Genomic DNA, 24,263 nt, shown 5'->3' on the forward strand with positions numbered 1-24,263 from the left:
CCCATCTTGGCGGCCCGGGCGCGATCACGCAACGTTGATCTTGTGTTTCAGGAACGTCTTTCGCTCAAACCGCTTTCACCCGCGTAAAATGCCTGAAATCCGCTTTCGCAATGCAGCATGTTTGCTTGACGCCCGGAAAATCATGGCATGTAATGGAGTTTGAAATGCCGGCATTGATTCCTGTCGAGCGTGTGCCGGACCAAGCGGAATGTCGCCTTGTCAAAGGCGTTGTCAACAGCAACGGGAGACGAGCATGCAGGTTTCGGAACAAGAGTGGATCAGCAAACGGGCCTATACACTTTGGGAAAAGGAAGGCCATCCCCATGGCCGTGACGCGGACCATTGGGAACAGGCAAAGCATGAATTTTCGCTGCTGAAGACATCGGAAGCGACCAAGCCTGCCCAGCGCAAGAAAGCAGCGCCGAAGACCGCTGCTGCGGAGCCGGAGGCAGAAGCCCCGGCAAAGCCCAAGGCCCGTACACGCAAGGCAGCTACCGCGAAATAAAAGTACTCTCGTGATAATCTGAACCGGCAAATGAAAAGCCCGACGAAATCTCGCCGGGCTTTGTCTGTTTATCGCGGATCGCAACCGGGATCACCGACCCGGCAACCGCCCTGAAAGTTTTCCGAGGCGGGCGCGCGGCGTGGATCATCCCACTGGCGGCGCTCTGGACGACGCTGTCCTTCGTCCTGATTTGGCTGGCGATCGCGATTGCGGTCACGGTTTTCTTCCTCAAACCGCGGACGGTCACCATCTCGACGTGGCCTGTCCTGGTTTCCGTCGCCCCGGTTTCTGTCACCCTGGTTCCAGTCGCCGTAACGGCGCTCCCAGCGGCCGTCATTCGGTCCACCGCCCTGACGCGGATCGCGCCATTCATCCCGGCGGCCATCACGCCATTCGTCGCGTGGACGCGGGCGTTCCCAGTCACCGCGCGGCGGCGGAGGCGCAGCATTCCAGTAACCGCCGGATGGCGGCGGACGACGCCAGCGGTCACGCTCGCGGTAGAAGTCGCGGTCACGATAATAACGGTCCCAGTAACGACCGGCTTCGAAGGTGATCACAGGAACGCCGAGATCGCGGTAATAACGCGGCTCAACGTAGACCCGGTTCTGCCTGAACGTCGTCTGGATGTAACGACCGGCGACCCAACCACGACCGCTGACGAAAGAGACGTCGCACCACGGCGTATCGGACAGGCAGCCATGTACCGTCAATGGTGCGCCGACCGGGATCACGACGACGGCCGGATAGGCTGTGCTCGGACCGGAGCGCATATTCACATTCGCGGTGGCAAAGCCGCGAGTCGCAGCTTCGGCAAGTGCCGGCGCGGCGAGCATGGCCACCAGCGCAATTGCGCCAAACAGTTTTTTCTTCACTTACTTCTCCTCAAGCAAAAGCCCGCTTTGCCCTTGTCGGCGTCCATCGATTTCGATGCACGAGCATGCGTTCCACATACTGCCATGACTGGAAAATACGCCGTGTTCCATGAACGCAGCATGAAACAAATCGCAGCCCGTTTCAGTTCCACCTGCGGCAATGAAGCACCCGGGAATTTGCCGATGGAATGTGCCGCCGGTCTTGACTTCGGGGGTCAATCATCCGACTTCAATGCAACAGCAATATGGAGCAGAACCATGAGCGAAACCGCACAGACGACCGTCGACCAGAGCGAGGTGGATCGCTTCTCCGCGATGGCTGCGGAATGGTGGAGCCCGACGGGCAAGTTCCGGCCGCTGCACAAATTCAACCCGGTGCGGCTTGAATATATCCGCAACCGCATCTGCGATAATTTCGGCCGCGACCCGAAGGCGCACCGCCCGCTTGAAGGGCTGCGTGTGCTGGATATCGGCTGCGGCGGCGGCCTGCTTTCCGAACCCGTGGCGCGCATGGGCGCGGACGTGGTAGGCGCCGACCCTTCAGAAAAGAATATCGGCATTGCCTCCACCCACGCCCGTGAAAGCGGTGTCAGCGTCGACTACCGCGCCCTGACCGCCGAACAGTTGCTGGAGGCGGGCGAAACCTTCGACGTCGTCCTCAACATGGAAGTGGTCGAGCATGTGGCCAATGTCGATCTCTTCGTCACCACCTGCGCGAAAATGGTGCGCCCCGGCGGGTTGATGTTCGCCGCCACCATCAACCGCACGCTGAAAGCCCGCGCGCTCGCGATCTTTGCCGCCGAAAACGTATTGCGCTGGCTGCCGCGCGGCACCCACCAATATGAGAAGCTGGTTCGCCCGGAAGAGCTTGAACGGCCGCTGGTGGCCAGCGGCATGGATATCGTCCACCGTACCGGCGTCTTCTACAACGTATTGCAGGACCGCTGGAACCTCTCGCCGGACATGGAAGTCAACTACATGATGCTGGCGAAAAGACCCGCGTGAAGCCAGCGCACCCAACTCTCCTGTCATGAACGACGGATGACGTCGCCCTAAGTGGTGGACGTCATCAAAATCGTAAGCAAACTCAATTCACATCATCGGGCAGCACCGGCAACGGCGCAATCTCGATGCCCTCGTCAATCAAGGCCTTGACGTCCTGGGCAGAGGCGTGGCCGATGATGCCGCGTTCGTCGGCCTCGCCATAGTGGATCTTGCGGGCTTCTTCGGGAAATTTATCGCCGACATCTTCCGCATTCGCGCGAATATTGGCAACCGCTTCGCGGATTTTTGCGAGCGCCTCTTTTCTGGCCGCGTCCATGGCGAGCGTCTGGCGGTCGTCTTTTTTGCGGGCGGTGGAGACCGAAGGCGCCATCAGAACTTTGGAAACCTGCGGGGAATTGCACATCGGGCAGGACAGGAAGCCGCGCTGCAACTGATTGTCGAAATCGTCGCTCCCGGAAAACCAGCCTTCGAACTCATGGCCCTTTTCACAGGCCAGCGCATAACGGATCACGCCGCCTCACCTCCAGCAGGAATAACCGTGTCCAGTCCGAACTCACGGGCATTGCGCAGATTGGGGATTTTCCCACGCGCTGCAGCCACGAGAGACGTGTCGATCTCTGCGAAAATGATCTCTTCCCCGGCGCCACCGGCCATTGCCAGTACCTTGCCCCAGGGGTCGATGATGATGGAATGGCCGAACGTGACCCGCCCGTCCTCATGCAGGCCGGCCTGTGCGGCGGCAATGACGAAAGCGCCGTTTTCAATGGCGCGGGCACGCAGCAGAATTTCCCAGTGGGCTTCACCCGTCTGACGGGTGAAGGCGGCCGGAACCGTCAGAACCTCGGCGCCGGCGAGTGCCTCCGCCCGGAAAAGCTGCGGGAAGCGCACATCGTAGCAGATCGCAAAGCCGAATTTCCCCAGTGGCAGTTCAGCAACGCAAGCGACAGCGCCGGGTTCATAAGCCGCACTTTCGCGCCAGCTTTCGCCATTGTCTAGATCGACATCGAACATATGGATCTTGTCATAGCTGCAGATGCGCGAACCGTCAGGCGCAAACAGAAAACCGCGATTGGCAATCTTGCCATCCGGGCGGGCAATCGCTGTCGAGCCGACATGGACATGGATGCCGAGTTCGCGTGCCAGCCGGGCGGCAGTCGCAACGATGATATCGCCATCGTCGTCACGCAGCTGGGCGCGAAGCGCCTGCCTGTCCTTCTGGAGAGCGCCGGTCATTTCCGGCGTCTGAACATAGACAGCGCCCGCAGCCGCAGCAACACGTACAAGGCGCTCCATATCGGCGGCGTTTTTCACCGTATCGACACCCGAGCGCATCTGAATGGCGGCAGCCTTGAAAATCATCACGTCCTCCGTATCGAAAATCGAGCCGATTAAGCGGCAAGCATAACGTCGAGTTTGCCAGCACGCTCCAGTGCATGCAGATCGTCGCAACCGCCGATATGCTGGCCGTTGATGAAGATTTGCGGGAAGGTGGTTCCGCCGGATTTCTCGATCATTTCCTGCCGGTATTCCGGCGTCGTCGTCGCGTTATATTCGGCATAATCGACGCCCTTGCTGTCCAGCAACGCCTTGGCGCGCGCGCAATAACCACAAAAATCCCGTGTATAGATCGTTACCGGTGCCATGTATTTCGAAGCCTCGCAAACGTGTGCTGAAACGCACAATATCCTCGTTTCATTCAGGCTTCATATAGGGCCGGAAATGGCCATTGCAAAGGTCAAAACGGTCACATCCGTGGCACCCGCCTTCCGCAAGACGCGACTTGCCGCGCCCACCGTCGCACCAGTGGTATAAACATCATCCACCAGCACCACTCGCTTGCCGTAAACATCGGTTTTTCGGCCGGGCGCTATTGCAAAAGCACCCCGCACATTGTCCTGCCGGGCAAGCGCGGAAAGCCCCACCTGCCGCTCGGTCGGCTTCACGCGCAACAGCGTGCCGGCAAGCAGCGGTTTGCCGGCGGCCTTGGCCAGATGCCGGGCGAGCTCAGCGGACTGGTTGAAACGGCGACGCCAGAAGCGGTGGCGATGCAGCGGAACCGGCACGATACAGTCGCAGCTATCAACCGTTCCGTCGCTTGCCCGCAGCATCCACAGCGCCATGAAACGCGCAAGATCGGTCCGGTCCTGATATTTCAACCGGTGCACGAGTTTACGCGCGGTTCCCTCATGACTGGCAACAGCACGAAGACGGTTGAAAGGCGGTGGGTCGGCGATGGCTTGTGCGCTCACCACGCCGGGGCCGTGATCGCGGGAGAAGGGAATACCCAGAACCTCGCAAAAAGGCCGATCGATAAAGGTCACATCCCGCCAGCAATCCGCACACAGGGCACCCTCGCCGCCGGTCATGCGAGAACAGCCTGCGCAAGTGGGCGGATAGACCATGCGGAAGGCCGAGTGCAACACGCCGCGTGCAGCCATCGACACCGTCGCGGACTTCGACAGCAATCCCGAAAACAGATCTTCACCAGTGCCCATGAGGTTGACTTTAGCGCCGAACGGGTGCCTTTGCGAGAGAGATATGTTTCGGCCTCTGACCGGAAAAACAATGCCCGAAGCGGCATGACAGCAACGATGCGGCCCGCCGATCCCAAAGGCGCTACAAGCCGAGCAGGCACGACGATGGATATTCTCTTTGACCAGGCCCTGATCGAACAAAATCGCCGCCGGGCGTGGAACCGGCGTGACGACAAGGCCCTGTTTCTTCTCGACATGGCCGCCGACGAGTTTGCCGACAGGCTCGCCATCGTCGAGCGCCGTTTCGAAACCGCAATCGAACTGTACGGCGGGACGGGCATCACCGCCCGGCGCTTGACCGAGACGGGCAAGGTGGATGCTATCCGCCGTATCGAGACGGATACCTCCTTTGCGACGGATGGGAATGTGCCGCAGGTGGCCTCCATGGAGCATCTGCCGCTCGAAGAAGCCTCCGCCAACCTCATTGTTTCCCCGCTTGCCCTCCACCTCACCAACGACACCCCCGGTGCGTTGATCCAGATAAGGCGGGCGCTAAAGCCGGACGGGCTGTTTCTCGGAGCCATTCCCGGCAGCGGCACATTGCAGGAACTGCGCGACGTGCTGTTGACGGCAGAAGCGGAGTTGACCGGCGGCGCCAGCCCGCGCGTCATTCCCTTTGCCGATGTGCGCGATGTTGGCGCACTGTTGCAGCGTGCCGGTTTTGCGCTTCCCGTCACCGACGCGGAAACTTATACGGTGCGTTACGACTCGATTTTTCCGCTGATGCGCGATCTGCGCGCCATGGGCATGGCCAATCCGCTGGCAAGCCGCAGCAGAAAACCGCTCAACCGCGCTTTTTTCCTGCGGGCAGCGGAGCTTTACGCCGAACGTTATTCCGATCCGGACGGGCGGATCAGAGCCACATTTTCCATCATCTATGTCTCAGGCTGGGCACCGCACGAGAGCCAGCAGAAACCGCTGAAACCTGGTTCCGCCAAAATGCGCCTTGCCGATGCCTTGAAGACGACCGAAGTCAAGCTTTCCTGATAGGCGTAGCGCAGGCCTCAGATGTTGGCAAAAGTATCGGCGAGGAACTGGAATACTGCATTGATGTTGCTGCCGATGGTGGTTCCGCTACCGATGATGGCGGCGGAAATAATGCCGACGATCAGGCCGTATTCGACTGCGGTCGCGCCGTTTTCGTCTTTAAAGAAACGAATAAAACAATGCAGCACGGGATATTCTCCATCCGCCATCCGGTGCTTACGCTAACCGGCACTATATCTTACTAAAATCGAATTTATACTATGCCACGGGCGTGAGGAATCCGTTACCGATGATGGTAAACGATCAGCAACCGCTCTCGTTGCTATAGCCCGTCACGACACAGGGCATCTCCGGCATCGGCTGGGTTATGCTGCGGCGGATGGAATAGGTCTTGCCAGCATCGGTCTTCTTGATGGAGCCGGTGCTTATCATGTCGTAATTGTCGGAGAACTGCGCGACGCGCGTTGATGATTTTCCGGCAAGCATGGGGGTGACGATCAGGGAAAGGGCAATCACAGCCGTCCCGAAAAGCAACGCGACATTAAGAACGCCGGTGCGACGGGATTTGTTGGAGTAAGACTGACGACCTTCCACCGTCTTCCAGAAATCCTCGTTCATAGCCAACCTCATACGCGCAGTTTACCGCTTCTTTAGCTTAACAATCTGCCAGAGGGTGCTGAACGATCTGTTAACACAGCCTCGTTTTGGCACGGCAAAGGGGAGTTGCGGGATGTTTTCAACAGGCTGCGCGAGGGGATGGAACCCGCCAGGTAGTTCGCTTTAAAGCAAATCCTGAAGGAAGGGGATGAGCGGCTCGTCGGCCGGCGGCATCGGATAATCACGCAGAGCCTGCGGCTTCACCCATTTAATTGCCTGTCCTTCGCGCCCATGGGCCATGCCTTCATAACGACGGCACACATAGAGCGGCATCAGCAGGTGAAAAGTCTCGTAGGTATGGCTGGCGAACGTCAGCGGCGCGAGGCAGGCTATCTTGGTCCTGATACCCAACTCCTCGTCCAGCTCGCGGACAAGGGTCTCCTCCGGTGTTTCGCCTTGTTCCACCTTGCCGCCTGGAAATTCCCACAGGCCGGCAAGCGACTTGCCCTCAGGTCGTTGCGCCAGAAGAATACGGCCGTCCTGATCGAGAAGGGCGCAGGCGGCAACCAGCAGGATTTTTTTGCCCGCTTCGCTCATTCTTCACCAGCCTTGCGCCAGTAGCGATAGGAATAGGCCTCGGTGAAGCCGAATTTTTCATAAAGTGCAATCGCGGGCGCATTTGTGGAAACGACCTGCAACCAAGCACTTTTGGCACCGCTGATGCGGGCCCAGCGCAGTGCTGACGCCAGCAGCTGCGTGCCGAGGCCCTTTTTCCGCTGCGACTTCTCGACATCAAGGGAAAGAATGCCGGCAAGATCGTTATCCTGCACGCAGATAACGGTGGCGAGTGCGCTGCCCCCTGCTTCTTCGTTGATGAACAGGCCAAGGGTCGGCTTGATCGAACTGAGGATTTCAGCGATCGCCGGGCGCAGGGTCGGGTCGCCATCGCTGACCTTGATGCTCGCCTCGACAAAACGGCCAATATCGTGGCTCGGCAGGCTGACCAGCGTTTCCGGCAGTTCCATGCCAGTTAGATCGGCCGTCATGACCTTGACCTCCTCAACCATGGACCAGCCGTCCTTTACCAGAAAATCCTTGAGCTGCGGCGGCATCAGCGTCGTTTCGCGCACCACCAGCGGACGGCCGAAATCCTCGAAGCGCTTGCGCGCCTTTTCCAGCCGCACCGCGCAGTTTCCATAATCGGAAGGATCGAGCGGCACCACGCAATTGATGCGTTTTGATGGATGCGACCCCGTCAGGCGGATTTGCCAGCTACCGTCATAAATCACCGACGAGGCCGGCCAAGCCCGAAAGCTGACTGCTTCCAGACGGCGAACCAGCGGCAGATTGACGATTTTATTGTCCTGCATTCTCTTCGGCTCCAACGGTCAGCTCCGGTAGTCGCCGTTGATCGCAACATATTCCTTGGTCAGGTCGCAGGTCCATACGGTGGCCGTGCCCTCACCGAGACCGATGTCAACCTTCACCGGAATGTCTTCCAGCCGCATCACGGCGGTGGTCTCCGCTTCCGAATAATCCGGATCGCGTTCGCCATTAACGGCAACGCGCACGCCGCCGAACCAGATGGCAAGGCGATCACGGTCGGCCATTTCACCGGATTTGCCCACAGCCATGACGACGCGACCCCAATTGGCATCTTCGCCGGCAACCGCGGTCTTCACCAGCGGTGAGTTGGCAATCGAAAGGGCGATCTTCTTGGCAGCGACATCGTTTTCCGCGCCGGTAACGGTAACTTCGACCATCTTGCGTGCGCCTTCGCCATCGCGAACCACCTGCAGGGCCAGATCTTTCAGGAGATCGTTCAAGGCGGCGCGGAAGGAGGAAAGCCGCTGGTCATCGGCGCGCGTCACCTTGACCTGACCGTCCTCAGCCGCCGCACCCGTCGCGAACAACATCAGCGTATCGGAAGTGGAGGTGTCGCTGTCAACAGTCACGGAATTGAAGGTCGGGCCGACACCGGCGGAAAGCAGCGATTGCAGCGCGGCCGGATCAATATCGGCATCCGTCACCACGAAGGAAAGCATCGTCGCCATATCGGGAGCGATCATGCCGGCACCCTTGGCGATACCGTTGATGGTGACCACGACACCGCCGATTTCGGCCGTGCGGGTCGCGACCTTGGGATAAGTGTCGGTCGTCATGATTGCCTTGGCGGCTTCCTGCCAGAAATCGGCTTCGGCCATGCCCTGCATGTCGCCCAGAACCCCGGCGAACTTGTTGGCATCAAGCGGTTCGCCGATTACGCCGGTCGATGCCAGAAACACTTCGTTTTCAGAGCAGCCGACGGCAGCGGCTGCGGATTTCGCCGTCAACTCGGTCGCTGCCTTGCCTTTGACGCCGGTAAAGGCATTTGCGTTACCGGAATTGACCACCACGGCACGCGCCACGCCGCCGCCGAGATTGGCGCGGCAGAAATCAACGGGGGCCGAGGGGCATTTCGATTTTGTGAAAACGCCGGCCACGCTTGCCGGCTTGTCGAACACCATCAACAGAACATCGGTCCGGTTCTTGTACTTGATGCCGGCCGCAGCCGTCGCCATGCGAACACCACGCAGCGCGGGCATGTCGGGATAGGATTTCGGAGCGAGCGGGGAAACGGCAACGGACATGGGAAAGCGCCTGAGATTCTGGAAACGGGGAAGGTTTGAAAGTGCCTGAGATGAAGCGGGGCGGCCTGTGGCCGCCCCGTAACATGGTTTTATTACTGCTGCGGCTGTGCCTGCTGTTCCTTCGTGGCTTCGTCGTAGCCCTTCTTCAGCGTCTCATCCATGATTTCGATCTTCTGGTCAGCCTTTGCCTTCTCGATGAGGGCAACGTACTTGTCACGCATGACAAGCTGACGAACCTGCGGCTCGACCTGCTCGAAAGCCGGCGGCGGTGCGATGCGCTTGTCTTCCAGCTTGATGACGTGGAAGCCGAACTGCGTCTTGACAGGCGTCTTGGTGTAGGCGCCCTTTTCGAGACCGAAAGCGGCCTCTTCGAATTCCGGAACCATGCGGCCCTTGCCGAACCAGCCGAGATCGCCGCCATCATCCTTGTTGGAGTCGGTCGACTTTTCCTTGGCAAGTGCTGCGAAATCCTTGCCCGCATCAAGCTGCTTGATGACGTCCTTGGCTTCGTCTTCGCTTGCAACCAGAATATGGGCTGCCTTGATTTCTTCTTCCTTCGGCAAGGCTGCGACTTCCTTGTCGTAGCGCGCCTTCACCTCTTCATTGGTGACAGCGTCAACCACATGCTTGCGGAAATAGGCGTTGTGCAGCTCACGGTCCTGAATGAATTCCATGCGCTTCTTGAAGTCTTCGGTCTTTTCCAGACCTTCGGCGCTAGCATTCTTCACGAGGAGCTTGACGTCGATCGCGCCGGAAAGGGCTGCGACCTTTTTCTGCTCGTCGGGAAGCTGCGCGAGCTGCGGATCGAGATTACCCATGGCGAGGTCGAGTTCGGACTGGTGGATTTCCAGATCGCCGACCTTGGCGACAACCTTGTCTTCCTGTGCAAAGGCAGGGAACTGGAGGCCGAGCGTGGCCACAATCACCGCAGCCGCAATTTTATTATAGCGCAACATTTTGAACCTTTCGGGGACAATGCCGGCTCCAGACATGGTTTCCGGCTCTGAAAAAACTTCCAAACACCGGATTGTGGCCATTCTGTAACGGGCAGAACCGTTGACATCATTTGCCCCCCCTCTTATCTGTCACGCAACCTCGCGTCCAGATACGTTGAAGGGCGAAGTCCGTCATTTGTTGCCGAAATCGGCGTGATGGAAAAAACCGCCTGCGAAAACGGAATTTCAGAAAGGGCCAGTAAGATGGTCAGCCTCGGCGGAATAGCCCGCAAATTATTCGGTTCGGCAAATGAACGCCGCGTCCGCTCCTATAAAAGCAAGATCGCAGCCATCAATGCGCTGGAGGAAGCCACCAAGGCTCTTTCCGACGACGCGCTGGCGGCAAAGACGGCGGAGTTCCGCCAGCAGCTTGCGGACGGCAAATCGCTGGACGATCTGCTGATCCCGGCTTTTGCCGTCGCCCGCGAGGCGTCGCGCCGTGTTCTGCACATGCGACCCTTTGATGTGCAGCTGACCGGTGCCATGATCCTGCACCAGGGCGCCATCGCTGAAATGAAGACCGGTGAAGGCAAGACGCTGGTGGCGACCCTTGCGGTCTACCTCAATGCGCTGGCCGGCAAGGGCGTGCATGTCGTTACCGTCAACGACTACCTCGCCCAGCGCGACGCGGCCACGATGAGCAAGCTCTACCGTTTCCTCGGTCTGACGACCGGTGTGATCGTGCACGGGCTCGATGACGACCAGCGCCGCGAGGCCTATGGCTGCGACATCACCTATGCCACGAATAACGAGCTTGGCTTCGATTATCTGCGCGACAACATGAAATATGATCGCGCCCAGATGGTGCAGCGCGGCCACAACTACGCGATCGTCGACGAAGTGGACAGCATTCTGGTCGATGAGGCGCGCACGCCGCTGATCATCTCCGGCCCGCTGGACGACCGCTCCGATCTCTACAACACCATCGACGCCTTCATTCCGCTTCTGTCGCCGGAAGATTACGAAATCGATGAAAAGCAGCGTTCGGCCAACTTCTCCGAAGACGGCACCGAGAAGCTCGAAAACCTGCTGCGGCAGGCGGGTCTGCTCAAGGGCGAATCGCTTTACGACATCGAAAACGTCGCCATCGTTCACCACATCAACAATGCGCTGAAGGCCCACAAGCTCTTCACCCGCGACAAGGACTACATCGTCCGCAACGACGAGATCGTCATCATCGACGAATTCACCGGCCGCATGATGCCGGGCCGTCGTTATTCCGAAGGCCAGCACCAGGCGCTGGAAGCCAAGGAAAAGGTGCAGATCCAGCCGGAAAACCAGACACTGTCTTCCGTCACCTTCCAGAACTACTTCCGCATGTATGCAAAGCTTGCAGGCATGACCGGTACGGCATCGACGGAAGCTGAAGAGTTCGGCAACATCTACGGCCTCGACGTCATCGAGGTGCCGACCAACCTGCCGATCCAGCGCATCGACGAGGACGACGAGGTTTATCGTACCGGCGAAGAGAAGTTCCTCGCCATCATCGCCGAGATCAAGGCGGCGCATGATCGTGGCCAGCCGGTTCTCGTCGGCACGACCTCCATCGAGAAGTCCGAGCTTCTGGCCCACATGCTGCGCCAGTCCGGCTTTACCGATTTCCAGGTTCTGAACGCCCGTTACCACGAGCAGGAAGCCTATATCGTTTCGCAGGCCGGTGTTCCCGGTGCGGTCACCATCGCCACCAACATGGCCGGTCGTGGTACGGACATCCAGCTCGGCGGCAACGTCGAGATGCGTCTGGAGCGCGAGCTGGAAGGCATGGAGCCGGGTCCCGAGCGTGATGCGAAGGAAGCGGCCATCCGCGCCGAGATCAAGGTTCTCAAGGAAAAGGCGCTTGCCGCCGGCGGTCTCTACGTCATCGCGACCGAGCGCCACGAAAGCCGCCGTATCGACAACCAGCTGCGTGGCCGTTCCGGACGCCAGGGCGACCCCGGCCGCTCCAAGTTCTATCTGTCGCTTCAGGACGACCTGATGCGCATCTTCGGTTCCGAGCGCATGGACAGCATGCTGCAGAAGCTCGGCCTGAAGGACGGCGAGGCCATCGTCCATCCGTGGATCAACAAGGCGCTGGAACGCGCCCAGAAGAAGGTCGAAGCTCGTAACTTCGAGACCCGTAAGAACCTGCTGAAATATGACGACGTGCTGAACGATCAGCGCAAGGTCATCTTCGAGCAGCGCCTCGAGCTGATGGAATCCGACAATATCGGTGAAACAGCAGCCGACATGCGCCACGAAGTGATCGAAGCGCTCGTCACCAAGCATATTCCTGAAAATGCCTATGCGGAACAGTGGGATATCGCCGGTCTCAAGGCCGGTATCGCCCAGTTCCTGAACCTCGACCTGCCGGTGGAGGAATGGGCGAAGGAAGAGGGCATCGCCGAGGACGACATTCTTCAGCGCGTTACCGAGGCCGCGGACAAATACGCTGCTGAACGTGCGGAACGTTTCGGCCCGGAGATCATGACCTATGTCGAGCGCTCGGTCGTGCTTCAGACAATCGACCATCTGTGGCGCGAACACATCGTCAACCTCGATCACCTTCGTTCCGTAGTCGGTTTCCGCGGTTACGCCCAGCGCGATCCGTTACAGGAGTACAAGGCGGAAGCCTTCGAGCTGTTCCAGTCGCTGCTTACCAACCTGCGTGAAGCCGTCACTGCCCAGCTGATGCGCGTGGAACTGGTGCAGCAGGAACCGCAGCAGCCGGAGCTGCCGGAAATGACTGCGCATCACCTCGACCCCCTCACCGGCGAAGACGAGATGGCGCAGGGCGTGCCGGTCGCTTTCGTACCGGCTGAGGACCGCGACCCGAACAACCCCGCCACCTGGGGCCGTATCGGCCGCAACGAAATGTGCCCCTGCGGCTCGGGCAAGAAATACAAGCACTGCCACGGCGTTTACGAACAGGCGTAAAAGCCAGGCTTTATGCCAGAAATCGATCGCCCGTAACCTGCGTTACGGGCGATTTTGTTTGTGCAGGATCATTGCTGCTGGTCGGGGTGTTGACTGGTATCGGCACTTTCCATATGGGAGCCGGATCATCTTGCGGAAACTGCTTTCATGGCCCCTCGCGATCTTGCCGCCTATATTTTTCTCGCGATTACGTGGGGCGTGTCTTTCCTGCTGCTTCTACATGTCGTCGCAGCCTTTGGCTGGATTGGCGCAGTCACGCTTCGCTCGCTCATAACCGCTGTAGCCCTCTTTCTCATTGCGCGGGCGGCACGCCGGAAGCTGGCATTCTCCGCAAGCTGGCGCGCTTTCGCAATCGTCGGCGCAACGACGGTCGCCGGGCAACTGATCGGCCTGTCCTATGCGACGCCTCAGATCGGCACTGCGATGGCAGCCATATTGGTGGCGACCATTCCGCTTTTTTCAATGCTCATCTCGCAGATTTGGGGTCTGGAACGCCTGACGCGGCAGGGTATTGCCGGTCTCGTCATCGGCTTTGCCGGCATCGTCCTGCTCGTTGGTTTTCCGGCTGTTCCCGTCACATCCGGCTTTATCATTGGCTGTGCTGCCGCTGTCGCCGCCTGCATCTGTGCCGCCTATGGCAGCAATTTTGCGAGCCTGCATCTCAAAGGGGTTGGATCCTGGGAAATCACCATCGGTTCCTTCCTGACAGGCGGCCTGATGACCCTGCCACTTCTTTTCGCGGTGCCCTTGCCCGGAACGCCCCATCTCGTCGATTACGGTTATCTTCTGATACAGGCGGTCGTCATGAGCGGCCTGACCTACATCACCTATTTCAAGCTGGTCTCCTCGATCGGCGCAACGAAGGCGATCAGCGTGGAATTTGCCGTCACCGTTGTGGCGGTGCTTGTTGGCGCCCTGGTGCTCGACGAACCCCTGTCGCTTCCCCAGCTGTTCGGTGCCGGCATCATCATTCTGGGCTGCGCACTGGTGCTTGATCTCATGCCCAAGAAAAAGGCCCCGCCCACGCCTTCGGGTGCATGAAGGGTTTGTTAGCGTTTTCCACCAATAGTCGTGTCGATCGTTACGGATCAGGCGGGATCGCGTTTGTCACGCGAGGGGAAAATGCAACCGGGCAAGTCAGACTATGAGCATTATTGGGACCCGTTGCGGGCACTCCTCATGCTGCTCGGCATTCCCTATCACGCCTCCCTGCTCTACAGCTACGCTTTGCCCTGGGACATCAAGGATTTCGAGACCAGCCCAGTCCTGACCGCGCTTGGGGCAGCGCTCGTCACCTTCCGCATGCCTTCGTTTTTTCTGGTGGCCGGCTATTTTTCCACCATGGTCATCGGTAGGAAGGGCAAGATGCCATGGCTCAAGCAGCGTTTCCTTCGCCTTGGCGTCCCCTTCATCGTGGCCGTGCTTTTGCTTGGGCCATCGCAGCTTTTCCTGCTGAAACTGGCAGGTATCGCCAAAGGTGATATTCCCGCCGACCGACTGCTCGCGAACCTGCCGGATTTGCTGCTTCCGGGTGAGCAATGGATCATGCATCTATGGTTCCTACCGGCCCTCATCGCCTATTCGGTTCTGCTTGCCGGCCTGCTGTTTCTGGCGGGGCGCCCGCCCCTCACCTATGCAAGAGAATGGTTCGGCAGGATGCGGGGTCAATATCCAGCCGCGTTTTTCGCAACGCTCTGCGCCTTCCCTGTTTTATGGGAGCTGACGGTTTACGGTTCGGGCCTGCTTGCGGGCAAAAATGGGAACAGCCTTCTCGTTCTCTATGAACGGGCCTCCGACCCTTACGCGCGTTACGTACCGTTTTTCCTTATCGGGGCTTTGCTTCATCGCGACCGAGCTCTTTTTCACCGCTTCCGCCAGACGGGCATCCTCACGGGCGTCATCGCGTTTGCCGCGATCGCGGCAGCGGTTACGCTGCGGCTGGAATATCCTTTTTCGAACTCGGCCCTGCTGGTACTCGTCTCCACAATCGCCGCCGTGGCGGCAAGTCGGCTGCTGATCGACATCGCCTGCCGCTTTTTCGACCGGCCAAGCCGGCTTGCCAGGAGAATGACCGACGCTTCCTTCACCATCTACCTGGTTCACCACCCGCTGATTTATGCCTTCGGCACCCTCTTCATCCTGATCTCGCTGCCGCCGATCGTAGAATTCGCCATCATCGTCGTTGCCACCACGATAACGGCCTATCTGCTGCATCAGGCGATACGCAGTAATCCGCTTGCCCTTTTTCTCTTCAACGGGATCCGCAAACCGAGGCCGGTGGCCAATATCGGCACACAGGTGCCTGTCTCCCAAACCCTTCGTTAATGATAAGGTGCTTATAATCCAGTTGCCTACTCAACTGGAAATGATGGCGTGTGGATTATGGCTATCCTCAACACGGCGGAAAAAGCCTTACCCGCAGGCCTGCGCGCTAAACTGGCGCCGCTGGGGGCAAAAATCGCCGTCGTCGTTTCCGGTAGAGACGATGTCTCCCGGGCCCAGCGCATGGCGCTCGTCGCCTTTGCAGTGCGCATCATCAGCGCCGGTATCGCTTTCATCTCACAGATCATCCTTGCCCGCCTGATGGGCGAATTCGAATATGGCCTGTTCGCTTTTGTCTGGGTTCTGGTCATCCTGTTCGGCAACCTCTCCTGTCTCGGCTTTCACACCACCGTCATCCGCTTTTTGCCCGGCTACCGCCTGGAGGATGCCCATGACAAGATCATGGGTCTGACCTCTACGGCGCGCCTCTTCGCCATGCTTTCGGCAAGCACGCTTGCATTTTTCGGTTTCGTCTTCCTGTATTTCTTCGGCGAGCGCATCTCCGCCTACTACCTCATTCCGGTTTCGCTGGCGCTTTTCACCCTGCCGATGGTGGCGCTTGGCGATGTGCTGAACGGAACCGCGCGTGCCAACGGCTGGGCGGTTTCAGCCCTCAGCCCCACCTATATCATCCGCCCGGTGCTGATCCTGCTGTTCATGCTGGTGGCGATCCGTCTCGGCGCGGAAAAAACCGCGACGACAGCGATGCTTGCGGCCCTTTTGGCCACCTATGTCACCACGCTTTTCCACTTCGTGTTCATGAACCGCCGGCTCAACCGGCATTTCCGCAGTGTTGCCCGCAGGGTGCATTTCCGTCCGTGGATACGGTTTGCCTTTCCGATGTTCCTGATCGACGGCATCGGTTTTTTGATGACCAATTCAGATGTGGTAATCGTCGGTCTATATTTGCCGCCGGATCAGGTCGGCATCTATTTTGCCGCGGCAAAAACGATCGTGCTGATGCAATTCGTGTTTTTCTCCGTGCAGGCGGCTGCGGCCCCGCGTTTAGCCGCGCTCATTGCGGCCAATGACAGGCAGGGGCTGGCCGGGTTCGCCAGCCAGGCGGCGCGCTGGGCCTTCTGGCCATCGCTTGCCGTTGGCTGTCTGGTGCTTCTGGCAGGGCCTTTCCTGCTGTCGCTGTTCGGTCCCGGCTTCGTACAGGGTTACGGGCTGATGTTCTTCCTCTTTGCCGGCTTCCTCGCAAAAGCGCTGATCGGCCCGGGAGAAACGCTGCTGAATATGGCCGGCAAACAAAAATTGTGCGTAGCTCTTTATATTATTATCTTCGGTTGTAACATTATGCTCAACATGGTGTTGATTCCGGTCTATGGTCTGACAGGCGCTGCGGCAGCTGTCGCGATAGCAATGTGCATAGAAGCTGTGCTATTGCATATTGCCATTCGCCGCACACTCGGGATCGTCCTTTTTGCCTTCAACGATCCCCGGGCGGGTCAAGACACTGGGAAGGCGGTGTAACGATAAGCATGTCCAGCGACCCAAAGAATCCGGATTTTCAGGACCCGCGCATCGCTGCGCTGATGGCGTCTACGGAGCGTGACCGCCCCGTGGCCGACAGCAGCCGGCGCGTGGGACGCGACGGCCGCGAATTCTGCATCTATCCTGGCCGGCTCGGTTACGACATGCAGGAAGAACTCGACTTCCTGTCTAACCGCGTCATGGAGGCAAATGTCTTCTTCACAGGGCGGCTTCTTGCGCCCGCCATGCCGCGTATCGATGACAAGTCCGTGCGCTTCGCCCTTATTCGCGACGAGAACGGCGCTAGAAGCCGCATGCGCTTTCTGATGCCCTTCACCGTGGAAAAGCCGGGTTTTTCCATCGGTCCCTCCATCATCCGTGGCTGGGCCAACCCCTTCGGCCCTCTCGGCACGCCGCTGGTCGATACCGAAGGTGCCGCAGAGACGCTCGACAATCTTTTCGATGCGCTTTCCGACCGGGAAATGCGCCTGCCGAATGTTCTGGTACTGCCGGATGTACGGCTTGAAGGGCCTTTTGCCCGGATGTTCAAGGCCATAGCAATCAGCCGCAACCTGCCGGTGACGACGACTGGTAACTATCAGCGGCCGATGCTGGAGAGTCTTCTGGACGGCGAAGCCTATCTGCGCAATTCACTTGCGCCGCATCATTTGCGGGAAATGCGCAGGCAGTGGCGACAGCTCGAAAAACTCGGGGCCCTTTCCTACACCGTTACCCGGCAACCGAAGGACATACGCTACCGCATGGAGGAATTCCTGGCGCTGGAAGCAAGTGGCTGGAAAGGCCGCAAACGCAGCGCGCTGGTGAACGACCGCTATCGCGCCGCCTTCGCCCGCGAGGCAATCACAAATCTGGCCGAAGCGGATGCGGTGCGCATTCACACCATCGATCTCAATGGCAGCGCCATCGCCTCCATGATCGTCTTTATGACGGCTGGCGAGGCCTATACGTGGAAGACCGCCTTTGACGAATCCTATTCGCGGTTTTCACCCGGCAAACTTTTGGTGCAGAAACTGACCGACTGGCAGCTGGACGACGCCAATATTCTGCGCAGCGACAGCTGCGCAGTGCCCGATCATCCAATCATGAGCCGCTTCTGGCAGGAACGGCAGGAAATGGGCACTCTTGTCGTCGGGCTTGCGCAGAACAGCGACCGTGACGTGCGACAGGTTTCCACGCAGGTGGACATGTATCGCAACACCCGCAACCTCGCCCGCAGCCTGCGCCAGAAAATCCTCTCCTTCGGGCGCAAGAACAGTTAATCCCGAAGGATGCCGCAGCATCCTTCGGTTTGGTATCGGACTATCCACGGGGCTGACGCTACGTCAGCGCGAGGCCGTCCGGATCATCTTGCACAATTGCGTCAGTGCCGCGTCATATCCGCCACCGAGAATATCGACACAACGACGGGCAAGCTTGATCTGCTCGTTTCGCGACATGTCGTTATAGGCCTGTATGGCATTGCGCATGCCACCGGGCGATACCGGCCCCGTGTTCCCGGGGTTTCCAGGATTGCCCGGATTACCGGGGTTCCCCGGATTGCCTGGCGAGCTGGAGCCGCCGATGCCAAGCCCGACACCAAGGCCAAGACCGCTCGATCCGCCCACATTCGCACCAACATTGGCATTGATGCCGCTGGAGCCGCCAACCGAAGCATTGGCGCCCGCACTGACACCGCTCGAGCCGCCGACGGATGCGTTGACGTCCGCATTGACCCCGCTGCTGCCACCCACCGACGCGTTGACATCCGCGCCCAGTCCGCCACTGCTTCTGCCGCCCACATCAGCGCTGGCATTGACGCCATTGCTGCCACCAACGGAAGCATCGACACCGAGCCCACCGCTGCCATTGCCGCCCACACTGGCATTCACCCCGTTCTCACCACCAATCCCGATATCCAGCGCATGGGCGTTGACCGGTAAAATCAGACAGGCAGACAGTAACAAATTGCGAGAAAGCGCCCTCATAATTTCCTCCTATGAGTTCTGGCTTCTCCCGCCCCGCGTGGAAACTCCACGCAAACATCATAATTCAATTAGCAATTGTGTATATTCTAATTTATTAGTGGTATCTAATATTGCTTTAACGCCACAACCGTCGGTGTACCGATACGGGACGGACAAACATCACTCCCCCCCTTTATTTCCGGCCCGCCCAAAGCTTTGAAATGACGCCTGCAAACGCACGTCATTGGACAGGAAAAATCAGCTTTGGGGTTGCACGCATGGCATTGACCGTGATAGACGCCGTGGCATTACCACCGTTGCCCCAATGGCGGAATTGGTAGACGCGCCGCACTCAAAATGCGGTTCCGCAAGGAGTGCTGGTTCGATCCCGGCTTGGGGTACCATTTCCAAAACCGCATTGATTTTCTTCGTTTTATTCCGGTCTTCCAAAAAGACCGGTCGATTGCGTCACGGCCATCAAGACACTCACGAAACTTTGCTCATTCGCCCCCCGAATATTACCGGGCTTTCATTTGCCAGAAGCAAAGGACTGGATTAGACGAATCCGGGAATACACCGTTGAACCGGCGACTTAATTTCGCCATCACGCCCGCCTTTTTGAAAGCCCGTTCGGGATATCTGCTTCTTCGTGAAGTTTGGGGAAAACATTATGTCCACTGCAACAACCGCCGACAACAGCCGCACGCTCGCCGCTCTTGGCGTAACGGCGGGAATGATCTTTACTGTCGGCTCCGCCCTCGGTTTCCAGCATATTGGCGGTTATACGCCGTGCGCATTGTGCCTTTTGCAGCGCGATCCCTATTATTACGCCATTCCGTTGGGTATTCTGGCCATAGCGACCAGCATCTTCAAGCTGCCGGTTCAGATCACGCGGCTGCTTCTCGCCCTCATTGGCGTGGCGATGCTGATCGGCGCCGGGCTTGGTGTTTATCACGCTGGTGTGGAATGGGGCTTCTGGGCAGGGCCTATCACCTGCGCCACGGGTGCGCCATCCATCACTACCAATGCCGGTGACCTGCTTGGCAATCTGAATGCCATCAAGGCACCCTCCTGCAACGACGCTGCACTTCGGGTGCTCGGCCTTTCGTTCGCCGGTTGGAATGTCATTGCAAGCGTTGCGCTTGCGGCCGTTGCCTTTTTTGGCGCGAGCCGGAAAAGCCGTTAAACGGAAAAGCCGCGTTGCAGTCCTCAAAGCATCAGGGCTGCAGCTCGGTATCCCAGTAAAGATAGTCCATCCAGCTTTCGTGCAGGTAGTTGGGCGGGAACAGCCGCCCGTTATTGTGCAAGTCCTGAACCGTTGGCTGGAAGGGCTTCTGCGCCGGGAACATGCCCGCCTGCTTGGGAAGCTTGCTGCCTTTTCTAAGATTGCAGGGAGAGCACGCCGCCACGACATTGTGCCACGTGGTTTCGCCGCCATGGGCGCGGGGAATCACGTGATCGAAGGTCAGGTCGTCCCGGGTGCCGCAATACTGGCATTCGAACTTGTCCCGAAGGAACACGTTGAAGCGTGTGAAGGCGGGGTTGCGGGTGGGCTGCACATAGGTCTTGAGGCTGACGACGCTCGGCAACCGCATGGAAAAGCTGGGTGACGACACCGCGTGATCATATTCTGCAATGATGTTCACACGGTCTAGAAAGACGGCCTTGATCGCGTCCTGCCAGGACCATAGCGATAAGGGATAATAACTCAGTGGCCTGTAGTCTGCGTTCAGAACGAGCGCCGGCAGGGCCTGTGGTGAAACTGCAATCGTCAAGGGCTTCTCCTGATCGATTCGGCATCTGCACTTGTATATTAGGTCCGTTGTTACAGGATTGTGAAGCCCATAAATGCAGCGGAGAAGAGCTTAATTTTTCAGCTCTAAAAACGTCTTTTTTGCGTTCCGGACAATCGGGCGGCGAGATAGTCGCCTGGCCAATATCTAGTGATGCGCCGCAGCGGCACCGAAGCGATTCGCCTGCCGAAGAACGCTATATTCGTTCTCACCCTCAATGCGAGATCAGTGATATAGTCAACGCGACGAACGATTGGGAAAGCAGAATGCGTATCTGTCGTTCAGTCGAGGGAAGGAAACGGCCATGATCTTGCGCAGGCACCAAACGGCAACGTTATGGAAGGGCCTGGCGGCTGGCGCCTTTGCCGTGCTGATGGGCCTGCCCGCTTCCGCTTCTGCCCAGCAATATCAGAATTTCGAAGTCACGCCGGATGGCCGTGGCGGTGCGCAGGGAACGATCGGCGGGCGCAATTTCGAGGTCTACCGCAATTACGACCGGCCGCCGGCAAGTCGCAGCAACTCAACCGATACGCGGCGTGAGTACCGAAACGCTGTGCCACAGCAGACATGCATCATAGATGCCGAGGGCCGCACCCGCTGCAAGTAAGCGCAAACGCACCCGTTTCCCCGCTGTTCTATCTCGCTTTAATAAAATTCGATTTCGCTAAAAAGCAATCTATCGACTTAAACGGCCCGCAACGAAGGGTCGCTATGTTGCCATGCACAAGAGACAACAACCGGGCAGAGGCAGAGACATGGCGAAGAGACAAATCCGTCTGGCAAAGACTTTGGCAGTTGCCGTCAGCGTGGCGGCAAGCATCGCGACAATGGCATCGGCCGCCCCGCTTGCCGGCCTGGCGCAGAACCCGACCGCATCGCGCCCCGGCCTGTTCATGACGACAAGCCGCCCGACAATTGCACCCATCGCCTTCGCAAAATTTTGCGACGACGCCGCCGACCAATGTGTCCGGATTGGCGATCGCGACAAGGTCGAACTGACCAAGCAGAAGCGCACGGAACTCCAGCGCATCAACGCCGAGATCAACACATCGATAATCTATACAAGCGAAGCGGACGGACAGGACGAATGGAATCTGAACCCCGCAAGCGGTGACTGTGACGACTACGCAGTGACCAAGCGGCAACGCCTTCTGCGCGCCGGCTGGCCCTCGGGCGCTCTGCGCATTGCCACCGCCCGCACCCCCACTGGCATAGGCCACGCCGTTCTGGTCGTCAGCACCAGCCAGGGCGATCTGGTGCTGGACAACCGCACCAACGTCGTCAAACCTTGGAAAGCGGTTGACCTGAAATGGATCAAGATCCAGTCACACGACAACCCGCGTGTCTGGCTGAAACTCTAGGTCTATCGCGCACAGGATAGTCATTTTCGAACACGAAGGGGGCGCTCCGTTCCTCTTCAATTGCCGCGGAACGCCTTGCGAAAATCGATAACGGCTTTCGCCATTCCCTGCTCCGGATAGCTTTGTCCGACAGGGCTTTGGCGGATGCCGCAGCCGTTGCATCGACCCAGGATTTACGGGCCTTGTGGCATTGGCTTTCAACGCTCTTGACCTCGTGCAAGAGAGACAGTATCGGCATCTATGCCTAAAGTGCTCAACTGGATTCGCGGTCGTAAACAGCCAGCCCCCCGCGACGACCGGAGGCGGCGCAGAATAGACCTCGGCGACAAATCTCCGTCTTTTCCGATCTATGCCATTGGCGACGTCCATGGCAGCCTCGATCTGCTTTTGCAGGCGGAACAGAAAATCCTTGCCGATCTCGCAAGCAATCCATCCCCCGCTCTGGTTATTCTTCTGGGCGACTATGTCGATCGTGGCCGGGATTCCTGCGGTGTTCTCCAGCATCTGCTGCAACCCCCGCCAGCGCCCCTGCGCCGCATCTCGCTTTGCGGCAATCACGAGCAGCTCTTCAGCGATTTTCTTGAAAACCCGCAGGACAACATGCATTGGCTGGATTTTGGCGGCCGCCAGACGCTTCTGTCCTACGGGGTCGATATCAGCTACTTCATGGACAACGGCCGTCTGCGGCTTCAGCCGTTCAGGGATGCGCTGATTGGCGCGATCCCGCAGGCCCATCGGCAACTTCTAGTCAGCCTGCCGATCTGCGTCCGCATGGGACCCTATTTTTTCGTTCATGCCGGCCTGAAACCCGGAGTGCCGCTTGAGGCGCAGACCGATGAGGACATGTTGTGGATCAGGGAACCCTTCCTGTCGGAAGGGGCGGGACTGGACCTTCTCATCATCCACGGCCATACGCCGGCGCCGGAACCACAGACAGGTCCGCAACGGATTGGCATCGACACTGGCGCTTTCACGACGGGTAGGCTTACCATTTTAAAGCTCACGGATGCGGGGCCGCGACTTATTGCCTGATGGCTTGCCATCGTTGGATCAGGTTGCACCAGCCAGAAGCATCGCAATCGCGATTTATTTGCCCTTCAGAATATTGCCGAGCACCGTCATTTGCCCGCGGTTCCATTCGACAGCGTCAAGAAACGCATTGTTTCCCAATTCCTGCCGCTGCTCCCGGCTGGAAGAGAGCCGCACAATGGCATTGGCAAAGGCCTGATGATCTCCGTCTTCAACCACAATCACGCCACCGCGATATCGTTCTGAAAGCCCCCTCACACCCGTCTGGGTGCTGATCGTCGGGACACCCGCAGCCAGAGCATCAAGCAGTTTTATATTGATGCCCGTGCCAAGCGTGATGGGATTGATGGAAAGTGGCGCGCGCGTGAACGCATCCTTCAAGTTCTCCACCCGGCCAAGCTTGAGAACCCCCTCCATGTCCTCGACCTTGCCACATATGCTGCCTGCCAGCACCAGGCGGATGTCTGGACGGGCCGCCCTGACCAAAGGCAGGACATTGTGAAGGAAACTATTGAGAGAAATGACGTTTGCGTCGTTCCCTGAACCGAGAAACAGAAAATCATCAGAGGCAAAGTCTTCCACTCTCTGGTCGAGATCCAGAATATGGCTCACCGTTTCAACCACCGGCGGCTCTCCTGCCAGCCGCTGCTTGAACGAACGTTCCTCTTCCTCCTGTATGGCGACAACGACATCGGCGCGGCGGAATGCCTTGCATTCCACATCCGGCGGCACCGAGAACCAGTACCCAAATCTGTTGGCCGTGTTCACGAACGCCTTGTGACGATCGGCGAAGGAATCGTGCGTGTCGAGAATGCGAAGCACATCATCCGGCAGCCCAAGAAAAGCTCTCGAATGAAAAGCATATTCGACGATAACGGCGTTAATCCCGAGTCGACGCTGAAGATCCAGGACCTGCCGGCCTATTTCCGGATAATAGAACTCGTCGAGGTAATTGTAGAAACCGCTGTCGCGGCCAAGGAGCCGTTGAATTTTCCGACGGGTTCGAAATGCGGTCAACCCAATCTCGAACCTGAAGTCGTCGATGAGCCGTGCTGCAAACCCGCATGTTTCCCTGGACACGACGTGCATATGTCCGGCCCCAAACTCGACCTCATGGGCCGCAGGATCGAAATCAGCTATCATCGGAGTATCGACATAGACGAAATGCACTTCATGTCCGAGGCTACGCACGGCGCGTGTCAGCTGGAGAATCCTGTTCCGCGCACCCTCGTTGGCGGGAACGGCAGGGAATACGGAAACAAAAGCGACTCTCATGAAAA

At 58.6% G+C, this 24,263-nt stretch carries 27 protein-coding genes and 1 tRNA gene; 13 read left to right on the plus strand and 15 right to left on the minus strand.

The annotated features are described in order from the left end of the window. Nucleotides 1–253: 253 nt before the first annotated feature. Nucleotides 254–505: a DUF2934 domain-containing protein gene (locus CRP02_RS06300; protein ID WP_097170585.1), complete on the plus strand. Its 252-nt coding sequence runs from the start codon at nt 254–256 to the stop codon at nt 503–505. A gap of 68 nt (nt 506–573) precedes the next feature. Here CRP02_RS06300 and CRP02_RS06305 read toward each other — a convergent pair whose 3' ends face one another. Both CRP02_RS06305 and CRP02_RS27710 read right to left on the minus strand, forming a co-directional pair. Beyond that, complete coding sequence (locus tag CRP02_RS06305; protein WP_003511225.1) at nt 574–1,377, minus strand: SH3 domain-containing protein; 804 nt, start codon at nt 1,375–1,377, stop codon at nt 574–576. Further along, nucleotides 1,378–1,596: a hypothetical protein gene (locus tag CRP02_RS27710; protein WP_210200296.1), complete on the minus strand. Its 219-nt coding sequence runs from the start codon at nt 1,594–1,596 to the stop codon at nt 1,378–1,380. It lies immediately after the preceding gene. Between the two features lie 39 nt (nt 1,597–1,635). Here CRP02_RS27710 and ubiG point away from each other — a divergent pair, with 39 nt between their 5' ends. Beyond that, nucleotides 1,636–2,382: a bifunctional 2-polyprenyl-6-hydroxyphenol methylase/3-demethylubiquinol 3-O-methyltransferase UbiG gene (ubiG, locus tag CRP02_RS06310; RefSeq protein ID WP_097171266.1), complete on the plus strand. Its 747-nt coding sequence runs from the start codon at nt 1,636–1,638 to the stop codon at nt 2,380–2,382. Nucleotides 2,383–2,464: 82 nt separating this feature from the next. On the opposite strand, the gene CRP02_RS06315 is transcribed toward ubiG, so the two are convergent. Genes CRP02_RS06315 through CRP02_RS06330 form a run of 4 tightly spaced genes read right to left on the minus strand, consistent with a single transcriptional unit; the run spans nt 2,465 to nt 4,877 of the window. After that, nucleotides 2,465–2,893, minus strand: a complete 429-nt coding sequence (locus tag CRP02_RS06315) for a DUF1178 family protein (protein ID WP_097170586.1) — start codon at nt 2,891–2,893, stop codon at nt 2,465–2,467. Further along, on the minus strand, nt 2,890–3,741 hold the full coding sequence (locus CRP02_RS06320; protein WP_097170587.1) for a carbon-nitrogen hydrolase family protein: 852 nt from the start codon (nt 3,739–3,741) through the stop codon (nt 2,890–2,892). Before CRP02_RS06320 ends, CRP02_RS06315 begins: the two co-directional genes overlap by 4 nt. Before the next feature lie 29 nt (nt 3,742–3,770). Continuing rightward, nucleotides 3,771–4,025, minus strand: coding sequence for a glutaredoxin 3 (gene grxC / locus CRP02_RS06325; protein WP_003511229.1), 255 nt, complete (start codon nt 4,023–4,025; stop codon nt 3,771–3,773). A 60-nt stretch (nt 4,026–4,085) separates the two neighbouring features. Further along, on the minus strand, nt 4,086–4,877 hold the full coding sequence (locus CRP02_RS06330; protein ID WP_097170588.1) for a ComF family protein: 792 nt from the start codon (nt 4,875–4,877) through the stop codon (nt 4,086–4,088). Nucleotides 4,878–5,021: 144 nt separating this feature from the next. Here CRP02_RS06330 and CRP02_RS06335 point away from each other — a divergent pair, with 144 nt between their 5' ends. After that, nucleotides 5,022–5,903 (plus strand): methyltransferase domain-containing protein, encoded by an 882-nt coding sequence (locus CRP02_RS06335; protein WP_097171267.1) that lies wholly within the window; start codon nt 5,022–5,024, stop codon nt 5,901–5,903. 17 nt (nt 5,904–5,920) lie between these two features. On the opposite strand, the gene CRP02_RS06340 is transcribed toward CRP02_RS06335, so the two are convergent. From CRP02_RS06340 to CRP02_RS06365, 6 genes are all read right to left on the minus strand, one after another. Continuing rightward, nucleotides 5,921–6,112: a Flp family type IVb pilin gene (locus CRP02_RS06340; protein WP_174003230.1), complete on the minus strand. Its 192-nt coding sequence runs from the start codon at nt 6,110–6,112 to the stop codon at nt 5,921–5,923. A 94-nt stretch (nt 6,113–6,206) separates the two neighbouring features. Continuing rightward, nucleotides 6,207–6,521: a hypothetical protein gene (locus CRP02_RS06345; RefSeq protein ID WP_097170590.1), complete on the minus strand. Its 315-nt coding sequence runs from the start codon at nt 6,519–6,521 to the stop codon at nt 6,207–6,209. A 162-nt stretch (nt 6,522–6,683) separates the two neighbouring features. Next, a complete protein-coding gene (mutT, locus tag CRP02_RS06350; RefSeq protein WP_097170591.1) occupies nt 6,684–7,097 on the minus strand; it encodes an 8-oxo-dGTP diphosphatase MutT in 414 nt (137 codons plus the stop codon). Continuing rightward, nucleotides 7,094–7,870 carry a GNAT family N-acetyltransferase gene (locus tag CRP02_RS06355; protein ID WP_097170592.1) on the minus strand — a complete coding sequence of 259 codons (777 nt, stop codon included), beginning with the start codon at nt 7,868–7,870 and terminating at the stop codon, nt 7,094–7,096. Before CRP02_RS06355 ends, mutT begins: the two co-directional genes overlap by 4 nt. A gap of 18 nt (nt 7,871–7,888) precedes the next feature. After that, nucleotides 7,889–9,130: a bifunctional glutamate N-acetyltransferase/amino-acid acetyltransferase ArgJ gene (gene argJ, locus CRP02_RS06360; RefSeq protein ID WP_097170593.1), complete on the minus strand. Its 1,242-nt coding sequence runs from the start codon at nt 9,128–9,130 to the stop codon at nt 7,889–7,891. A 92-nt stretch (nt 9,131–9,222) separates the two neighbouring features. Further along, the gene (locus CRP02_RS06365) at nt 9,223–10,086 is read right to left on the minus strand and encodes a peptidylprolyl isomerase (protein ID WP_013761725.1); all 864 of its coding nucleotides are present in this window, start codon (nt 10,084–10,086) and stop codon (nt 9,223–9,225) included. Nucleotides 10,087–10,329: 243 nt separating this feature from the next. Here CRP02_RS06365 and secA point away from each other — a divergent pair, with 243 nt between their 5' ends. The 5 genes from secA (at nt 10,330) to CRP02_RS06390 (ending at nt 18,116) form a co-directional block, all read left to right on the plus strand. Further along, the gene (gene secA / locus CRP02_RS06370) at nt 10,330–13,038 is read left to right on the plus strand and encodes a preprotein translocase subunit SecA (protein ID WP_097171268.1); all 2,709 of its coding nucleotides are present in this window, start codon (nt 10,330–10,332) and stop codon (nt 13,036–13,038) included. Between the two features lie 147 nt (nt 13,039–13,185). Next, nucleotides 13,186–14,079, plus strand: coding sequence for a DMT family transporter (locus CRP02_RS06375; protein WP_097170594.1), 894 nt, complete (start codon nt 13,186–13,188; stop codon nt 14,077–14,079). A gap of 81 nt (nt 14,080–14,160) precedes the next feature. Further along, nucleotides 14,161–15,363, plus strand: coding sequence for an acyltransferase family protein (locus CRP02_RS06380; RefSeq protein WP_097170595.1), 1,203 nt, complete (start codon nt 14,161–14,163; stop codon nt 15,361–15,363). A gap of 57 nt (nt 15,364–15,420) precedes the next feature. Next, nucleotides 15,421–16,836, plus strand: a complete 1,416-nt coding sequence (gene uppV, locus CRP02_RS06385) for a Wzx-type polysaccharide biosynthesis protein UppV (protein WP_097170596.1) — start codon at nt 15,421–15,423, stop codon at nt 16,834–16,836. A gap of 8 nt (nt 16,837–16,844) precedes the next feature. Next, a complete protein-coding gene (locus CRP02_RS06390; protein WP_003511245.1) occupies nt 16,845–18,116 on the plus strand; it encodes a GNAT family N-acetyltransferase in 1,272 nt (423 codons plus the stop codon). 63 nt (nt 18,117–18,179) lie between these two features. On the opposite strand, the gene uppQ is transcribed toward CRP02_RS06390, so the two are convergent. Continuing rightward, complete coding sequence (gene uppQ / locus CRP02_RS06395; protein WP_003511246.1) at nt 18,180–18,821, minus strand: polysaccharide biosynthesis GNAT family N-acetyltransferase UppQ; 642 nt, start codon at nt 18,819–18,821, stop codon at nt 18,180–18,182. A 298-nt stretch (nt 18,822–19,119) separates the two neighbouring features. On the opposite strand from uppQ, the gene CRP02_RS06400 reads away from it, so the two are divergent. Next, nucleotides 19,120–19,204 (plus strand) — tRNA-Leu (locus tag CRP02_RS06400). A 266-nt stretch (nt 19,205–19,470) separates the two neighbouring features. Further along, the gene (locus CRP02_RS06405) at nt 19,471–19,986 is read left to right on the plus strand and encodes a disulfide bond formation protein B (protein ID WP_097099999.1); all 516 of its coding nucleotides are present in this window, start codon (nt 19,471–19,473) and stop codon (nt 19,984–19,986) included. Between the two features lie 31 nt (nt 19,987–20,017). On the opposite strand, the gene CRP02_RS06410 is transcribed toward CRP02_RS06405, so the two are convergent. Next, nucleotides 20,018–20,575, minus strand: coding sequence for an HNH endonuclease (locus CRP02_RS06410; protein WP_003511248.1), 558 nt, complete (start codon nt 20,573–20,575; stop codon nt 20,018–20,020). Between the two features lie 322 nt (nt 20,576–20,897). On the opposite strand from CRP02_RS06410, the gene CRP02_RS06415 reads away from it, so the two are divergent. The 3 genes from CRP02_RS06415 (at nt 20,898) to CRP02_RS06425 (ending at nt 22,986) form a co-directional block, all read left to right on the plus strand. Then, entirely contained in the window at nt 20,898–21,200 is a 303-nt protein-coding gene (locus tag CRP02_RS06415) for a hypothetical protein (protein WP_097099998.1), read from the plus strand. A 148-nt stretch (nt 21,201–21,348) separates the two neighbouring features. Further along, entirely contained in the window at nt 21,349–21,954 is a 606-nt protein-coding gene (locus CRP02_RS06420) for a transglutaminase-like cysteine peptidase (protein WP_097099997.1), read from the plus strand. Nucleotides 21,955–22,194: 240 nt separating this feature from the next. Beyond that, nucleotides 22,195–22,986 carry a metallophosphoesterase family protein gene (locus tag CRP02_RS06425; protein ID WP_097170597.1) on the plus strand — a complete coding sequence of 264 codons (792 nt, stop codon included), beginning with the start codon at nt 22,195–22,197 and terminating at the stop codon, nt 22,984–22,986. Nucleotides 22,987–23,040: 54 nt separating this feature from the next. On the opposite strand, the gene CRP02_RS06430 is transcribed toward CRP02_RS06425, so the two are convergent. Beyond that, the gene (locus tag CRP02_RS06430) at nt 23,041–24,258 is read right to left on the minus strand and encodes a glycosyltransferase family 4 protein (protein WP_097170598.1); all 1,218 of its coding nucleotides are present in this window, start codon (nt 24,256–24,258) and stop codon (nt 23,041–23,043) included. Between the last annotated feature and the right edge of the window lie 5 nt (nt 24,259–24,263).

Source organism: Rhizobium sp. AN5, assembly GCF_900215255.1.
GTDB lineage: Bacteria > Pseudomonadota > Alphaproteobacteria > Rhizobiales > Rhizobiaceae > Agrobacterium > Agrobacterium tumefaciens.

Excerpts from the sequence above, each read along its gene's own strand:
- CRP02_RS06300 (WP_097170585.1), top strand. The coding sequence starts at position 254 with ATGCAGGTTTCGGAACAAGAGTGGATCAGCAAACGGGCCTATACACTT.
- ubiG (WP_097171266.1), top strand. The coding sequence starts at position 1,636 with ATGAGCGAAACCGCACAGACGACCGTCGACCAGAGCGAGGTGGATCGC.
- CRP02_RS06320 (WP_097170587.1), bottom strand. The coding sequence starts at position 3,741 with ATGATTTTCAAGGCTGCCGCCATTCAGATGCGCTCGGGTGTCGATACG.
- grxC (WP_003511229.1), bottom strand. The coding sequence starts at position 4,025 with ATGGCACCGGTAACGATCTATACACGGGATTTTTGTGGTTATTGCGCG.
- CRP02_RS06330 (WP_097170588.1), bottom strand. The coding sequence starts at position 4,877 with ATGGGCACTGGTGAAGATCTGTTTTCGGGATTGCTGTCGAAGTCCGCG.
- CRP02_RS06335 (WP_097171267.1), top strand. The coding sequence starts at position 5,022 with ATGGATATTCTCTTTGACCAGGCCCTGATCGAACAAAATCGCCGCCGG.
- CRP02_RS06340 (WP_174003230.1), bottom strand. The coding sequence starts at position 6,112 with ATGGCGGATGGAGAATATCCCGTGCTGCATTGTTTTATTCGTTTCTTT.
- CRP02_RS06345 (WP_097170590.1), bottom strand. The coding sequence starts at position 6,521 with ATGAACGAGGATTTCTGGAAGACGGTGGAAGGTCGTCAGTCTTACTCC.
- mutT (WP_097170591.1), bottom strand. The coding sequence starts at position 7,097 with ATGAGCGAAGCGGGCAAAAAAATCCTGCTGGTTGCCGCCTGCGCCCTT.
- CRP02_RS06355 (WP_097170592.1), bottom strand. The coding sequence starts at position 7,870 with ATGCAGGACAATAAAATCGTCAATCTGCCGCTGGTTCGCCGTCTGGAA.
- argJ (WP_097170593.1), bottom strand. The coding sequence starts at position 9,130 with ATGTCCGTTGCCGTTTCCCCGCTCGCTCCGAAATCCTATCCCGACATG.
- CRP02_RS06365 (WP_013761725.1), bottom strand. The coding sequence starts at position 10,086 with ATGTTGCGCTATAATAAAATTGCGGCTGCGGTGATTGTGGCCACGCTC.
- secA (WP_097171268.1), top strand. The coding sequence starts at position 10,330 with ATGGTCAGCCTCGGCGGAATAGCCCGCAAATTATTCGGTTCGGCAAAT.
- CRP02_RS06375 (WP_097170594.1), top strand. The coding sequence starts at position 13,186 with ATGGCCCCTCGCGATCTTGCCGCCTATATTTTTCTCGCGATTACGTGG.
- CRP02_RS06380 (WP_097170595.1), top strand. The coding sequence starts at position 14,161 with ATGCAACCGGGCAAGTCAGACTATGAGCATTATTGGGACCCGTTGCGG.
- uppV (WP_097170596.1), top strand. The coding sequence starts at position 15,421 with ATGGCTATCCTCAACACGGCGGAAAAAGCCTTACCCGCAGGCCTGCGC.
- CRP02_RS06390 (WP_003511245.1), top strand. The coding sequence starts at position 16,845 with ATGTCCAGCGACCCAAAGAATCCGGATTTTCAGGACCCGCGCATCGCT.
- uppQ (WP_003511246.1), bottom strand. The coding sequence starts at position 18,821 with ATGAGGGCGCTTTCTCGCAATTTGTTACTGTCTGCCTGTCTGATTTTA.
- CRP02_RS06405 (WP_097099999.1), top strand. The coding sequence starts at position 19,471 with ATGTCCACTGCAACAACCGCCGACAACAGCCGCACGCTCGCCGCTCTT.
- CRP02_RS06415 (WP_097099998.1), top strand. The coding sequence starts at position 20,898 with ATGATCTTGCGCAGGCACCAAACGGCAACGTTATGGAAGGGCCTGGCG.
- CRP02_RS06420 (WP_097099997.1), top strand. The coding sequence starts at position 21,349 with ATGGCGAAGAGACAAATCCGTCTGGCAAAGACTTTGGCAGTTGCCGTC.
- CRP02_RS06425 (WP_097170597.1), top strand. The coding sequence starts at position 22,195 with ATGCCTAAAGTGCTCAACTGGATTCGCGGTCGTAAACAGCCAGCCCCC.
- CRP02_RS06430 (WP_097170598.1), bottom strand. The coding sequence starts at position 24,258 with ATGAGAGTCGCTTTTGTTTCCGTATTCCCTGCCGTTCCCGCCAACGAG.